The organism is Xanthomonas sp. LMG 12460 (genome assembly GCF_009192895.1).
GTDB classification, from domain to species: Bacteria; Pseudomonadota; Gammaproteobacteria; order Xanthomonadales; family Xanthomonadaceae; genus Xanthomonas_A; species Xanthomonas_A sontii.
In genome coordinates this window covers 17,200-31,239 of the sequence record NZ_NKUH01000038.1, presented here as the reverse complement: position 1 = coordinate 31,239, position 14,040 = coordinate 17,200, and the positions used below count along the sequence as shown (strand labels likewise).

The 14,040-nt window shown below is 70.2% G+C and carries 14 protein-coding genes; 3 read left to right on the top strand and 11 right to left on the bottom strand.

Annotation, left to right across the window (positions count from 1 at the left end; genetic code table 11):
- The 4 genes from CEK66_RS09150 to CEK66_RS09135 all read right to left on the bottom strand — a co-directional run.
- On the bottom strand, positions 1-626 hold a 626-nt coding region (locus CEK66_RS09150; RefSeq protein ID WP_226978548.1), incomplete at its 3' end, for a TPM domain-containing protein.
- Positions 627-749: 123 nt separating this feature from the next.
- Entirely contained in the window at positions 750-1,382 is a 633-nt protein-coding gene (locus tag CEK66_RS09145) for a LemA family protein (protein WP_043093112.1), read from the bottom strand.
- A 74-nt stretch (positions 1,383-1,456) separates the two neighbouring features.
- A complete protein-coding gene (locus tag CEK66_RS09140; protein ID WP_010342213.1) occupies positions 1,457-2,206 on the bottom strand; it encodes a TerC family protein in 750 nt (249 codons plus the stop codon).
- A gap of 39 nt (positions 2,207-2,245) precedes the next feature.
- Complete coding sequence (locus CEK66_RS09135) at positions 2,246-2,626, bottom strand: diacylglycerol kinase (protein ID WP_010342212.1); 381 nt, start codon at positions 2,624-2,626, stop codon at positions 2,246-2,248.
- A gap of 188 nt (positions 2,627-2,814) precedes the next feature.
- Between CEK66_RS09135 and CEK66_RS09130 the strand changes: the two genes are divergently transcribed.
- Positions 2,815-3,531, top strand: a complete 717-nt coding sequence (locus CEK66_RS09130) for an SGNH/GDSL hydrolase family protein (RefSeq protein WP_152236703.1) — start codon at positions 2,815-2,817, stop codon at positions 3,529-3,531.
- Positions 3,532-3,565: 34 nt separating this feature from the next.
- On the opposite strand, the gene CEK66_RS09125 is transcribed toward CEK66_RS09130, so the two are convergent.
- The 3 genes from CEK66_RS09125 to CEK66_RS09115 all read right to left on the bottom strand — a co-directional run bounded on the left by CEK66_RS09125 (position 3,566) and on the right by CEK66_RS09115 (position 6,384).
- Positions 3,566-4,846: a HAMP domain-containing sensor histidine kinase gene (locus tag CEK66_RS09125; RefSeq protein WP_152236702.1), complete on the bottom strand. Its 1,281-nt coding sequence runs from the start codon at positions 4,844-4,846 to the stop codon at positions 3,566-3,568.
- Positions 4,847-4,954: 108 nt separating this feature from the next.
- Positions 4,955-5,668 carry a response regulator transcription factor gene (locus CEK66_RS09120; protein WP_003481607.1) on the bottom strand — a complete coding sequence of 238 codons (714 nt, stop codon included), beginning with the start codon at positions 5,666-5,668 and terminating at the stop codon, positions 4,955-4,957.
- 92 nt (positions 5,669-5,760) lie between these two features.
- On the bottom strand, positions 5,761-6,384 hold the full coding sequence (locus CEK66_RS09115) for an arylesterase (protein WP_226978546.1): 624 nt from the start codon (positions 6,382-6,384) through the stop codon (positions 5,761-5,763).
- A gap of 160 nt (positions 6,385-6,544) precedes the next feature.
- Between CEK66_RS09115 and CEK66_RS09110 the strand changes: the two genes are divergently transcribed.
- The gene (locus CEK66_RS09110) at positions 6,545-7,147 is read left to right on the top strand and encodes an ABC transporter ATP-binding protein (RefSeq protein WP_148827865.1); all 603 of its coding nucleotides are present in this window, start codon (positions 6,545-6,547) and stop codon (positions 7,145-7,147) included.
- Positions 7,144-9,627 (top strand): FtsX-like permease family protein, encoded by a 2,484-nt coding sequence (locus tag CEK66_RS09105; RefSeq protein ID WP_152236700.1) that lies wholly within the window; start codon positions 7,144-7,146, stop codon positions 9,625-9,627. The genes CEK66_RS09110 and CEK66_RS09105 overlap by 4 nt, the downstream gene beginning before the upstream one ends.
- A gap of 215 nt (positions 9,628-9,842) precedes the next feature.
- Here the strand turns inward: CEK66_RS09105 and CEK66_RS09100 are convergent, their stop codons facing one another.
- The 4 genes from CEK66_RS09100 to CEK66_RS09085 all read right to left on the bottom strand — a co-directional run bounded on the left by CEK66_RS09100 (position 9,843) and on the right by CEK66_RS09085 (position 14,019).
- On the bottom strand, positions 9,843-10,781 hold the full coding sequence (locus tag CEK66_RS09100; RefSeq protein ID WP_152236699.1) for a DUF6607 family protein: 939 nt from the start codon (positions 10,779-10,781) through the stop codon (positions 9,843-9,845).
- A gap of 49 nt (positions 10,782-10,830) precedes the next feature.
- Entirely contained in the window at positions 10,831-11,418 is a 588-nt protein-coding gene (locus CEK66_RS09095; RefSeq protein ID WP_152236698.1) for a Hemin transport protein, read from the bottom strand.
- 6 nt (positions 11,419-11,424) lie between these two features.
- On the bottom strand, positions 11,425-13,644 hold the full coding sequence (locus CEK66_RS09090; protein ID WP_152236697.1) for a TonB-dependent hemoglobin/transferrin/lactoferrin family receptor: 2,220 nt from the start codon (positions 13,642-13,644) through the stop codon (positions 11,425-11,427).
- Between the two features lie 174 nt (positions 13,645-13,818).
- Positions 13,819-14,019, bottom strand: coding sequence for a hemin uptake protein HemP (locus CEK66_RS09085; RefSeq protein ID WP_152236696.1), 201 nt, complete (start codon positions 14,017-14,019; stop codon positions 13,819-13,821).
- Positions 14,020-14,040 lie beyond the last annotated feature (21 nt).

Genomic DNA, 14,040 nt, shown 5'->3' with positions numbered 1-14,040 from the left:
ACGCCGCCGCCGACCACGCCGCTCAGCACGCCGCGCACCGGGCGCGACAGCCGCGCGAACAGCACCTGCGCGACCAGCGCCGCGAACAGGCCGGCGAAGAAACCGAATCCCAGGCCGCCGCCGCGCGAGGCCGAGGCGTGCGCGCTGACCGGCGCCGGCAACGCTTCGCCGTCGATCAGCTTGACCAGCATCGCGGTCGCTTCGGAAATCCCGCCACTGTAGTCGCCTGCGCGGAAGCGCGGCACCAGGTACTCCTGGATGATGCGGTTGGCGGTGGCGTCGGGAATCGCGCCTTCCAGGCCATAGCCGGGCTGGATGCGCACGCGCCGGTCGTCCTTGGCCACCACCAGCAGGACGCCGTCGTCCACGCCCTTGCGGCCGAGCTTCCACTGGTCGAACACGCGCTGGGTGTATTGCTCGATGCTCTCGGGCGCGGTGCTGGGCACCACCAGCACCTGCAGCTGGCTACCCTTGCGCTGCTGCAACTGCACCGCCTGCCGGTCCAGCTCCAGGCGCTGGTTCGGCGTCAGCGTGCCGGTGGTGTCGACCACCGGCGCGTCCAGCGGCGGGATCGGCGCCTCGGCCTGCGCCCAGGCCAGCCAGGGCAGCAACGCCAGCAGCAGCAATAGCCAGACGCAGACGTGTCGACGGCCGGCCGCAGCGCGGGTGCCACCGCTCGACGCCGTCGCTGCGGCGGCGCGCTCAGCCTCGGAGGTGAAACGCACGGTCACGCCGGCCCGCGGCGGCGCTTAGTGCGCCGGTGCCGGCTGCTGCGGCTGCTGTGGAGCGGACGCGGGCTGGCCACCGAAGTTCACCGCCGGCGCCTCGGAAATCTGCGCTTCGTTCTCCACCGAGAAGTTGGGCTTCTCCTTGTAGCCGAACATCTTGGCGGTGAGCACCTGCGGGAAGGACAGGATGTAGGTGTTGTAGTCCTGCACCGCCTGGATGTAGCGGCCGCGCGCCACGGTGATGCGGTTCTCGGTGCCTTCCAGCTGCGCCTGCAGGTCGCGGAAGGCCTGGTCGGATTTCAGGTTCGGGTAGTTCTCGCTGACCACCAGCAACCGCGACAGCGCGCTGGACAACTGGCCCTGCGCCTGCTGGAACTGCTGCAGCGAGGCGGCATCGTCGGCGTTGACCTGCACCTGGCCGACGCGGGCACGGGCGTTGGTCACGTCGGTCAGCACCTGCCGCTCCTGGTCGGCATAGCCCTTGACCGTGTTGACCAGGTTCGGCACCAGGTCGGCGCGGCGCTTGTACTGGTTCAGCACTTCCGACCAGCCGGCCTTGACCGCCTGGTCCTTCTGCTGGATCGCGTTGTAGCCGCAGCCGGACAGCAACACCGCCAGCGCGGCCAGAAACAGGGAGCGGGACAACAGGCGCATGCGAGGACTCCGGCGAATGACTGCGCGCAGCTTGCCACGCCGCCGGTGAAAACGCAGCCGACCTCAGCGGTGGCTCACCACTTCCCCGCGCCGGGCACCTGATGCGCGGCGGCGCGCCGGCGCATCAGCAGGTTCAGCCACTCCACCAGCACCGAGAAGCCCATCGCCGCGTAGATGTACGGCTTGGGCACGTGCACGTCCAGGCCGTCCAGGATCAGCACCACGCCGATCATCAGGATGAAGGCCAGCGCCAGCATCTTCACCGTCGGGTTGGCGTCGATGAAGCGGCCCAGCGGATTGGCCGCCAGCAGCATCACCGCCACCGCCAGCAGCACCGCGGCGATCATCACCGGGATGTGCTGGGCCATGCCCACCGCGGTGATCACCGAATCCAGCGAGAACACGATGTCGATCACCGCGATCTGCGCGATCACCATCCAGAACACGCCCGAGGCCTTGCTGGTGGTGGGGTCTTCGTCTTCGCCGCCGGTGATCAGCTCGCGGATCTCCATCGTGCCCTTCACCAGCAGGAACAGGCCGCCGACGATCAACACCAGGTCGCGGATCGAGATGCCCATGCCGGCGACGCTGAACAGCTCGCCCTGCATGCGCGCCAGAAACGCCAGCGACACCAGCAGCGCGATGCGGGTCAGGCACGCCACCGCGATGCCGAACTTGCGCGCGGCCGGGCGCTGCGCTTCCGGCAGCTTGCCCACCGCGATGGAGATGAACACCAGGTTGTCGATGCCCAGCACGATCTCCAACGCACTCAGCGTCAACAGCGTCAGCCAGGTGTTGGGGTCGGCAAGAAACTCGAGGGCCATGGCGTCGGATCCTTTAACGGAAGAAGAAACGGGCGGCGATCACAGCAGGCGCGGCAGCAGGATCAGGCCCCAGCACAGCACCACGTTGGCCAGCATCACGAAGACCGCGGCCGAGCCCATGTCCTTGGCGCGCCCGGCCAGTTCGTGATGCTCGGGGCCGTAGCGCTCGATCACCGCTTCGATCGCCGAATTGAGCAGTTCCACCGCCAGCACCAGCAGCAGCGAGCCGATCATCAGCACCTGCTGCACGGGCCCCTGCCCCAGCCACAGCGCCAGCGGTGCCAGGATCAGGAACAGACACACCTCCAGGCGGAAGGAGGATTCGTGCAGCCAAGCCGCGCGCAAGCCCTGCCAGGACCAACGCGCCGCCATCAGCATGCGGCGCGGCCCGCGCGGCAGATGCCCGAACTGGTCGGCCACGGCTCAGCCCCGCCCCAGGGAACGGGGACGCGACGACGACGGCCGGAAGGAATCGGTCATGGGCAAGGCGCAGCGGGATAGGCGGCAATTTTGCCACAAGCCCCGCAGCACCGCCGGCATCGCCGCGGATTTGCCTGCATGTCGTGCCTGCGGCACCATCGCCGATCCCCTTGCTTCGAGGAGGCGTCATGCCCCGTTCGCCGCTGCGCGCACCGCTGCTCGCCCTGAGTCTGTTCAGTCTGTCCCTGCTGGGCCTGTCGCCGGCACTGGCGCTCACCCCACCCCCGCCGCCCAGCGTGCCCGACCAGGTCTCCAATGCCGCCTGGGAAGAGGACATGGCGCGTTTCGCCAAGGACGATGCCGCGCATCCGGTCAAACCCGGTGGCGTGCTGTTCGTCGGCAGTTCCTCGATCCGCTTCTGGACCTCGCTGGCCACGGATTTTCCGGGCGTGCAGACGCTCAACCGCGGCTTCGGCGGCTCGGAGATCCGCGACAGCACCTGGTATGCCGACCGCATCGTGGTGCCGTACAAGCCACGCCTGATCGTGTTCTACGCCGGCGACAACGACCTCAACAGCGGCCGCAGCCCGCAGCAGGTGCGCGATGACTTCGTGGCCTTCGCGACCCGCGTGCACCGCGACCTGCCCAAGACCCGCATCGTCTATCTGTCGATCAAGCCCAGCCCCTCGCGCGCGGCGCTGATGCCGAAGATGGCCGAGGCCAACGCGCTGATCCGCAAGGCCGCAGCCGGCCTGAAGCAGGTGCAGTTCGTCGACGTGTACACGCCGATGCTGGGCGCCGACGGGCAGCCGCGCGCCGAGCTGTTCGGACCGGACAAGTTGCACATGAACGCGGCCGGCTACGCGCTGTGGCGCGACACCGTGCGTCCGTACCTGAAGGATTGAACCGTGACGCGCCCGCGCCGCCGTGCGCGGGCGCTCACGTGACCGGCGGGAACCGCACGGTCGCAAGAATGCCGCCGCCCTCGGCGCTTTCCAGGGCCACCTGCCAACCGAAACGGTCGCACAGCCGGCGCACGATCGACAGGCCCAGCCCGGTGCCTTGCGGGCGCTCCGGCTCGGCACGGAAGAACGGCTCGAAGGCGTGCCGCAAAGCGTCCTCGGACATGCCGATGCCGGTGTCGCGGATGCGGATGCGGTCGGCCTCGACCTCGACCTCGATGCGCCCGGCGTCGGTGTAGCTGCAGGCGTTGCGCAGCAGGTTGCTGACCACCACGTGCAGCACGCGCGGCGGCGCATGCAATGTCGCCGAGGCCAGCACGCGCACGCTCAGGGTCACCGGCTTGCCGATCAGCAGTTCGCGCGCGTTCTCGGCCTCGTACTCGACCACGTCGGCGATCTCGAAGAGTTCGCTCTGCGGCACCACGTCCGCTTCCCGCGCCAGGATGAGGAAGGCGTCGATCACCGCCTCCATGTCGCGGCCGGCGCGCTGGATGCGCTGCAGGCTGCGGTGCAGGCGCGGCGGCAGTTCCTGCTCGGTCATGGCGATGTCGGTGGCGACGCGGATCACCGTCAGCGGGGTGCGCAGCTCGTGGCTGGCATCGCGGGTGAAGTTGCGTTCGCGGGCGACGTGGTCGGTGACGCGCAGGGCCAGCGCATGCAGGGCGGCGGCCAGTTGCCGCGCCTCGCCCTGTACGTCGGTCGGCAGGTTTTCCGGGGCCAGTTCGGCGGCGGCTGGATGCCGCGGATCCCAGCGCGCGACCCGCCGCGCCAGCCAGTTCATCGGCGACAGCAAGCGCCGCGACACCCGCCAGGTCAGCCAGGCCACCACCAGCACCGCGATCAGGGTGAGCAAAGTCGGCACCACGCCGAACCAGAACGCCAGCCGCTGCGCCGGTGCGCGCAAAAACACCAGGTACAGGCGCCCGCTCTCGGTCTGGTCGACCAGCACCATCTCGCCGCCGGGGCGATCCTCATGCAGACCGGGCGCCAACCCGCGCAGGTCGGCAGGCACCGCCGCATCGGATTGCCCGGCCGGCACCAGATAACCGCGCAGGCTGTGGCTGTTGGGCGGCGGTTGCTGCGGCAGCTGCGCGCGCAGGCGCCAGTAGTAGCGCGCCTCCTGCTTCAGGATCGAGCCGACCAGCGAGTGCTGCACGATCGCGACCACCAGATAACTGGCAAGCGTGACGACGCAGCCCGCAAACACGATGCGGGCGATCAGGGCGAGGCGAAGTTTGCGCGGCAACCCGTGCGGCATACGGCATCCGTGATCGTTGCCGCGATTATAGGAAGGCCGATCGTGAGCCTTTCGTGCAAGCGGCCCCGTTCACCGGGGCCGCTGCGGGGTCCACGATCGGGCGTTGCCTCAGCTCATCGGCTGGGCGATGTCGGCGATGCGGTAACCGGCGCTCTGCACGGTGTGCAGCAGCGGGCGGTCGAACGGCTTGTCGATGATCTTGCGCAGGTTGTACAGATGGCTGCGCAGGGTGTCCGAGTCCGGCAGGCCGTTGCCCCAGATCTCGCGCTCGATTTCCTGGCGGGTGACCACGCGCGGCGATTCGCGCATCAGGATGGTCAGCAGGCGCAGGCCGATCGGCGAGAGCTGCAGCTCGGTGCCGGCGCGGGTGGCACGCATGCTCACCGGATCCAGCACCAAGTCGGCCACCTTCAGCACTTCCGAGCCGACCTGGCGGCGCTCGCGGCGGATCAGTGCGCGCAGGCGGGCTTCCAGTTCCTGGATCGCGAATGGCTTGGTCAGGTAGTCGTCGGCACCGAAGCCCAGACCGGTGAGCTTGTCGTCGAGCGTGTCGCGCGCGGTCAGCATCAGCACCGGGGTCGACTTGCGCGCGTCGTTGCGCAGGCGGCGGCACACTTCGATGCCGTCCAGACGCGGCAGCATCAGGTCCAGCACCACCACGTCGTAGCTGTTCTCCGCCGCCAGGCGGTAGCCGTCCAGGCCGTCGCAGGCGTAATCCACTTCGAACCCGCGGCCTTCCAGGTACTCGCCGATCATCTCGGAAATATTGCGGTTGTCCTCCACGACCAGCACGAGCCCGGATGTTTCCTTGGTCTGACGCATAACGCTTCCTCAGTCTTCAGCTTTGTGAAACATGCCGGATGTGCGGTGGTGGCGGCGTGAAGACCGCTTCATCTGCCTGAGCGACAAAAAAATTACTGCGTGATCAATGGCTTGAGCTGAGGCCAGACATTGTCCAGCACCTTGGGCTGGGCCGCCGCGGTGGGGTGCAGGCCATCGCCCTGCATCAGCGACGGGTTCAGCGCCACGCCCTCCAGCAGGAACGGCAGCAGGCCGGTCCGGTACTGCCTGGCCAGGTCCGCATAGACCGCACGCAGGCGCTGCCGGTAGCCCGGTCCGTAGTTCGGCGGCACGTCGATGCCCAGCAACAGCACCTTCGCACCGGCGTCACGGCTGAGCACGATCATCTTCTCCAGGTTGCCGCGCAGTTCGGCCGGGCTGAGCCCGCGCAACGCGTCGTTGCCGCCGAGTTCGATGACCACCACCGACGGCCGGTGCTTCTGCAGCAGCGCCGGCAGGCGGGTCAGCGCGCCGGAGGAGGTCTCGCCGCTGATGCTGGCATTGACCACCGCCGGTGGCGCCCGCATCTGTTGCTGCAGGCGCTTGTCCAGCAAGGCCACCCAGCCGGACTGCACCGGGATGTTGTGCGCCGCGCTGAGGCTGTCGCCGAGTACCAGCACCGGCCCCGTCGCACCTTTGGCACAGGCGATGGCGGGCAGCAGCACCCACCATGCCAGCAGCAGCCAGGCGCGGCGCATCCAGGCCCGCTTGCTTCTCGTCTCGTCGCCACGCATTGGAGATTCCCTCATCGACAGTCAGGCCCCCACGCTTCGCGCCAGCATCGCCATCGACGTACGCGATGTCGGCAAATCCGTCAGCGGACCGGAGGGTACGGTCCACATTCTCGACAAGGTCGAATTGACCATCGGTGAAGGCGACAGCGTCGCCATCGTCGGCGCCTCCGGCTCCGGCAAGACCACCCTGCTCGGCCTGCTGGCCGGCCTCGACCTGCCCACGCGCGGCGAGATCGTGCTGGCCGGGCAGTCGCTCAACGCATTGGACGAGGAAGCGCGCGCCGCGCTGCGCGCACGCGAGGTCGGCTTCGTGTTCCAGAGTTTCCATCTGCTGCCGTCGCTGACCGCGGCGGAAAACATCGCGCTGCCGCTGGAGTTGGCCGGACGCGAGGATCCGGCGCGGGTGCGCGAGGTGCTGGAAGCGGTCGGGCTGAGCGCGCGGGCGCGGCACTACCCGCGGCAACTGTCCGGCGGCGAGCAGCAGCGCGTGGCGCTGGCGCGCGCCTTCGTGGCGCGGCCGCGCATCCTGTTCGCCGACGAGCCCACGGGCAGCCTCGACCAGGCCACCGGGCAACAGATCAGCGACCTGCTGTTCGCGCTCAACGAAGGCAGCGACACCACCCTGGTGCTGGTCACCCACGACATGCGCCTGGCGCAGCGCTGCGAACACCGCTACCGGCTCGACGGCGGCCGCCTGCGCGGCGCCGACGCGGCGGATGCCGCATGAACGTACTGCGCCATGCCGCGCGCGCACTGCGCCGCGAGCTGTTCGCCGGCGATCTGCTGACCGTGTTCGCCGCGCTGGTGCTGGGCGTGGCGGTGATGACCGCGGTCGGCACCCTGGTCGACCGGGTGACCCTGGCGCTGACCGGCAGCGCCGCCGAGGTGATCGGCGGCGACCTCGGCGTCAGCGGGCGCCAGGACATCCCCGCCGCCTTCGCCGAGGAAGCGCAGCGGCGCGGACTGCGCAGCACGCGCATGGTCAGTTTCCCGAGCGTGCTGTTCCATGGCGACGCCAGCCAGATGGCCAACATCAAGGCGGTGGGCGCGGGTTATCCGCTGCGCGGCGAGTTGTTGGTGGCGCGCGACACCGTCGGCGCCGGCAGCGAACGCGCCGGGCCGCCGCCACGCGGCGAGGCCTACGCCGATCCGCGCCTGCTCGAAGCGCTGGGGCTGAAGCTCGGCGATGCGCTGGAGTTCGGCGCCGGCACGCTGCGCGTGACCCGGGTGCTGCGCGCCGAACCGGATGCCTCCGGCGAACTGATGCAGTTGTCGCCGCCGCTGCTGGTCAACCGCGCCGACGTCGATGCCGCCGGCCTGCTCGGCCCCGGCAGCCGCGCTTCCTATCGACTGATGTTCGCCGGCGCGCCCGGCGAGATCGCCGCCCTGCGCGAATGGCTGGCGCCACGCGCCAAGGCCTACCGCCTGGTCGGCATCGAGGACACCCAGCGCGGCGTGCGTGGCGCCTTCGACCGCGCCGGGCGCTTCCTGGCGCTGGCCGCGTTGCTGGCGGTGCTGCTGGCCGGCGTCGCCACCGCGCTGGCCGCCAACCGCTTCGCCCTGCGCCGCATCGACCAGGTCGCGGTCTTGCGCTGCCTGGGCGCGCGCCAACGCGACATCCTCGGTGCGCTGGCGGTGCAGTTGCTGCTGCTGGCGATCCCCGCCTGCGCGCTCGGCGTGGGCCTGGGCATGCTGGCCCAGGTCGGCCTGGTCGAAGCGCTGGGCAGCCTGATTCCCGACCGCCTGCCGCTGCCGCAGGCGACCCCGGCGCTGGCCGGCGCCGGCATCGGCCTGTTGCTGCTGCTCGGCTTCGGCCTGCCGCCGCTGCTGCGCCTGCGCGACGTGCCGCCGATGCGCGTGCTCAACCGCAGCTTCGCCGCGCTGCCGCCGACCTCGCTGCTGGTCTACGCCGCCGCGCTGGTCGCCACCGTGGTGCTGGCGGTGTACGCCACCGGCGACGGCGTGCTGGCGGCCTGGGTGCTGGGCGGCCTGACCCTGCTGGCGGCGCTGGCCGCGGCGGTCGGCGGGGTGCTGCTGGCGGTGCTGCGGCGACTGCAGGGACGGCTGCGCGGGCCTTGGAAACTGGGCCTGGCGGCGCTGACCCGGCGCCGCGCACTGAGCGTGGTGCAACTGGTAGGCCTGTCGCTGTCGCTGTGCGCCCTGCTATTGCTGGCGGTGATCGGCCCCGGCCTGCTCGGGCAGTGGCGCGACCGGCTGCCGGCGGACACGCCGAACTACTTCCTGATGAACATCCAGCCCGATCAGGCCGAGCAGGTGCTCGGCACCTTGCGCACGCTCGGTGTCGCCGATGCGGCGGTCGAGCCGTTCAGCACCGGCAAGCTGGTGGCGATCAACGGCAAGCCGCCGCAGCGCCGCGAGCAGGGGCCGGAGGACGATGGCGACGGCAGCGACCGGCCGATCAACTTCTCCTGGCGGCACGAATTCCCCGCCGCCAACCGGCTGCTGTCCGGACGCTTCTGGGCGGCCGACAGCACCGCCGCCGAAGCCTCGGTGGAGGAAGGCTGGGCGCAGCGCTACGGGCTCAAGCTCGGCGACCGCATCACCCTGCTGCTCGGCGACCAGCAGCGCAGCTTCACCGTCACCAATGTGCGCAAGGCCGACTGGGATTCGTTCCGGGTCAACTTCTTCCTGCTGCTCAACGCCGGCGCGGTGCAGGATGCCCCGTACAACCTGATTTCCGCCTTCCATCTGCCGCGCGCCTCGGCCGCGCAACTGAGCGGGCTCAGCCGTGCCTATCCGAACGTGTCGCTGCTGGACATCAACGCGATCCTGCAGCGGGTGCGCGAGGTCATCGACCGCGTCGCCCAGGCGGTGCAACTGGTGATGGGCTTCAGCCTGCTGGCCGGCGCACTGGTGTTGCTGGCCGCCTTGCAAGCCACCGCCGGCGAGCGCCGCTACGACAGCGCGGTGCTGCGCACGCTGGGCGCGCGGCGCGGGCAGTTGCGCGGTGCGGTGCTGGTGGAATTCGGCGCACTCGGCCTGCTCGCCGCGATCCTCGCGGTCGGCGCGGCAGCGATCATCGGCGTGGTGGTGGCCAGGCAGGCCTTCGACCTCGCGCTGTCGCCGCCGTGGCCGGCGCTGCTGCTCGGCGGCCTCGGTGGCGTGGCGCTGAGCCTGCTCGCCGGCTGGTCGGGCACCCGCCGCATCCTGCGCACGCCGCCGGCGCTGGCGCTGCGCGAGCAGTGAAGGAGCCGGGAGTGGGGAATCGGGATTGGGGATTGGAGGAGCGCGACATGTGATGCTGTCGCCGCCGGCGCTCGACGGCAGTCCGTGGCGACGATGGCCGCAACGCGTGTCGCGCCCCGGAAAGGTGTCTCGAAAAGACGCGACACGCGCAAGAAAAAGGGGAAGGCGCCATCCCGGCCGCCTTCCCCACCCTGGCTGCGTCGCCGGCGCTGTGCTCAGCGCGCGGCCGGCGCCGGCGCGGTCCATTGCGCGAACACCGCATCGAGTTGCGCATCGCTGACCGGCTTGCCCTGCTGCACCGCCTCGGCCTGGCCGAACAGCGGCACGATGATCGCCATGCCGTCGACTTTGGTCTTCAGCTGCACGCCCGGCGGCTTGCCGAGCAAGCCGTCCCAGCGCGCGCGCACCCTGGCCCAGTAGCCCTGGGTGGCCTTCCAGTAGGCGTAGGCCGGTGCGAAATCCAGGGTCGTGGTCTTGACGTAGTCGTTGAAGCCGAACTCGCGGGCGATGGCCTGCTGGCTGCCATCGGGCTTGCGCAGCACCTTGGTGTTGAACTGCTCGTGGGTCCAGCCGGCCGGGGTCAGCGTGTGCCGGTTGATCACCGCCAGCGCGTTGTAGTCGCTGCGCTTGGTGTACTCGCGGCGCGGCAACGGACGCCAGCTCAGGTCGCTGGTCCAGGTCGGATGGCCATCGGCGTAGTCCCAGCGCCCGGTGCCGCAGTAGCGCGGCGCGTCGCTGACCTCGTACACGCACTGCGTCCAGGCGCCGCGGGTGGCCGCCGCGTCGAGCGGGCGCACCTGCCAGGTCTGGTCGGCGCTGAACTCGAAGCGCTGCGGCGCCTCGTAGATCCAGTCCTGGCGCCAGTGCTTGGTCACGTGGCCGCTCTTGGGCTCCACCAGCAGATGCTGCAGCACCACCTTGCGCGGACTGTCCTCGACCACGATCACCACTTCGTCGCCGCCGCTGCGCATCGGTGCGGCGCGCACGTAGCCGGGCTTCAGCAGCACGGTCTCGTCGAAGGCGAACGCCACCGTGTACTCGCCCTGCATCGCCAGGATGCTGGCACGGTCGCGCGCCGGGTCGGCGCTCTCGGCGTGGACGGGGAGGCTGCCGGCAAGCAGCAAGGCGTAGAACAGGGGCGGAGCTTTCATCATCGAGAGAGGCGTCTTGGTTGATGGGAAACGAGGAAACGCCAGCGACCGCTCACAACCGCAGCAGCGGCCACGGCCGGTCGGGATCGGGGCGCGGCGCAGGGCGTCCGGCGCGGGCGAAACAGCAGTCGTCGACCAGCACGTCGCCCTCGGCCGCCTCCAGGCGCGCGATGCGGCGGGCGATGCTGGCACCGAGCGGCGACACGCCGGCGACGCTGGCCGCCAGCACGCCATCGGCCGCGTGCAGGCGCAGCGCCCGCGCATGCCAGCCGTCGCCGCGCAGGCGCCCGGCGACGCGCCGCCACAGCCGCTCGGCGACGCCGCCATCGGCGGCATCCTGCGCCGCGGGCAGCGCCGACAGCAGCATGTCCCAGGCGACGAAATCGCTGTCGGGCAGCAGGTACAGGCGCCAGCAGCACTGCTGCTGGCGATCGTAGAAGCGCAGGCTCTCCAGCACGCCGTCGCTGTCCACATCCAGGTGCGCGGCCACGCTGCAGGCGTGGCGCCAGCCGATCAGTTCGGCGCCGGTGTGGGCGCGGTACAGGCACAACACCGTGCCCAGGGCGGCCAGCTGCGCCGGGCGCGGCAGCGGCGCGGCGATCCGCTCCGGGCCGGTACGCGCTGGCGCGGCCGTGCGCATCCGCCGCTACCAGTCCAGCGCCAGGCTGACCGAGACGTTGCGCCCGGCACCGGTATAACGGTCGAGCACGGCGCTGCTGGCCAGGGTCGCGCCGGGCAGCATGTTCCAGTCGATGTAGCGGCGGTCGGCCAGGTTGAACACGCCCACGTCGAGCCGCGCACCTTCGGTGAAGTCCCAATGCGCGAGCAGGTCCAGCGTCGCGTAGCCGGCCGGCGTGTAGTAGGTCGGCAGTTCCGGCCGGCGCTTCTTCGCCACCGCGGTGGCGACCAGTTGCGCGCCCCAGCTGCTGCGGTCGTAGCCCAGCCCGACCACGCCGCGCAGCGGATCCACCGAATTGAGCGGCGTGCCGTCGGTGCGGTTGTCGCCGCGCGCATAGGCCGCGCTGGCCTGCAGCGACCAGCCAGCCCAGCGCGCATCGAGTGCGCCGAAGTCGACACCGGCCTTGGCCTCCACGCCACGGATGGTCACCCGGTCGACGTTGCGCGATTGATACAGCATCAGGCCGTCGGCGTTGAAGCCGACGAAGCGGTAGGACTCGATGAAATCGCGGTAGGCGTTGCGGTAGGCGCTCAGGCCGACGTAGACCGCCGGACCGGCGTAGCGCACGCCCAGTTCGGCGCCGCGGCTGGTCTCCGGCTTCAGGTCGGGATTGGCGATCGCGGTGTAGCCGATCAGCAGGTTGGTGAAGCCGATATTGACGTCGTTGTAGGGCGGCGCGCGGAAGCCGTGCGCGTAGTTGGCGTACAACGACCAGGCGTCGTCCAGGCGCCAGATCGCGCCGAGCTTGGGCGAGACGTTGCGATCGCTGATCTTCTTCGCCGCCACGCCGGGATTGTCGGTGGCGAAGATCGCGTCGACCTGCGGCGACAGCCGGTAATAGTCCGCACGCAACGCCGGGGTCAGGCTGAAGCGGCCGTCGGCCAGCGCGATCTCGTCCTGCAGGTAGGCGCCGGCCTTGAGCGTCTCGGTGATCGGGAAGTCGCGGACCGGGAAGGTTTCCATGCCCACGGTCTTGCTGATCGCGCCGGTGCGCAGGTTCAGCGTGTGGCCGTCGCGCTTTTCGTGGGTATCGGTGTGCGACAGGTCGATGCCGTAGCTGATGTCGTGGACGACGCGCCCCTGATCGACCCGCTTGTGCAGATTCGCCTGCAGCCCGTACAGGCGCTGGTCGAAGTCGTGCTCCATGTGCCGCAGCGTGCCGTTGCTGCGGCGCTCGTCGGTGCGTTGCAGGCTCTGGCTGTCCTGGCGGTACAGCTGCCACTGCAGGTCGTCGGCGAGCAGCGTGTCGAGCTGGTCCACCTCGTGTGCCAGCGACACGCGGGCGCGGGTCTGATGGTCGCGGCCGCGCTGCGACAGGATGCTGGCGGTGACGTTGCTCAGCGCATCGATGCGCGAGTAGTCCTCGTTGCCTTCGACGGTCAGCTTGAAGCGCTGATTGGCGCTGGGCGCGTAGACCAGCTTGCTGAGCAGGCTGCGGCCGTCGCTGCTGAGCGGATTGGGCGCGGTGCGGGCGGCGCCGATGCTGCGGTTGTCGCCCTGGGTTTCGCTTTCCTGGCCCTGGCGATGGCTAATCGCGGCCATGCCGCTCCAGCGGTCGCCGCCGAAGGCGACCAGCGCGCCGGCGAACAGCCCCTTCCACTCGCTCTCGTAGCCGAACTTCAGGCCGACGTAGCTGTCCTTGCCCGGCGCCAGATAATCGGCCGGATCCTTGGTGACGTAGGCGACCACCCCGCCCAGCGCATCCGAACCGTACAGCGCGCTGGCCGGACCGCGCACGATCTCCACGCGCTTGAGCGTGTCCATGTCGACGAAGTTGCGGTTGGCGTTGAGGTAGCTGCCGAAGCTGAAGGTGTCCGAGACCGGGATGCCGTCGGTCTGGATCAGCACGCGGTTGCCGTCCAGGCCGCGGATGCGGATGCCGGAGATGCCGCTGAAGCGGCCGCTGTTGCCGGTGGCGGACACGCCGGGCGTATAGCGCAGCAGATCCTTCAGGTCGTGGACCAGTGCGCGGTCCATCTGTTCGCGGTCGATCACGTCGACGCTGCCGGGCACGTCGACGATGGCGCGCTGGGTGCGCGTGGCGGTGACCTGCAGGCGATCGAAATCGCGGATGGCGGCCGCCGCACTGGCGGCGTCGTCAGCGTCGGAGGCGGATGCGGGAGCGGCATGCGCGCCGGCGGCCAGGGCCAGCCACAGCGCGCCGGTGAGCGGGGCGGTACGGAACATGGGGAGCATCGGTGGTCGCGGAAGACCCTCGACCGGCACGGCGCGGGGTCCGCGCCTGGCCGAGGGGGAGAGAAGGATCGCGACTGCGAGGCGGCCGCGGCCGACGCGCAGGGGCGTGGGCCAGGTGGCGGCAGATCGGGCGGGGAGGCCGGCCGCGCGCGGCGGCCGGAGGCATTACTTGGTCAGGATCAGCTTGTCGTTGCTGGTGTGGCGCAGACGATAGACGCGGTCGCCGTGCTGGATCAGCACTTCGCGGCGGCCCTTGAGCAGCGCCTGGCTGCTGATGGTTTCTTCGGCCGGCACGGCGCGCGGCACGGTGCGCTCGCGCAGGCTCAGGGTCTCGGGGTGATGCAACAGCACGGGTTGAGCGGTCATGGTCGAACTCCATCCACGGGG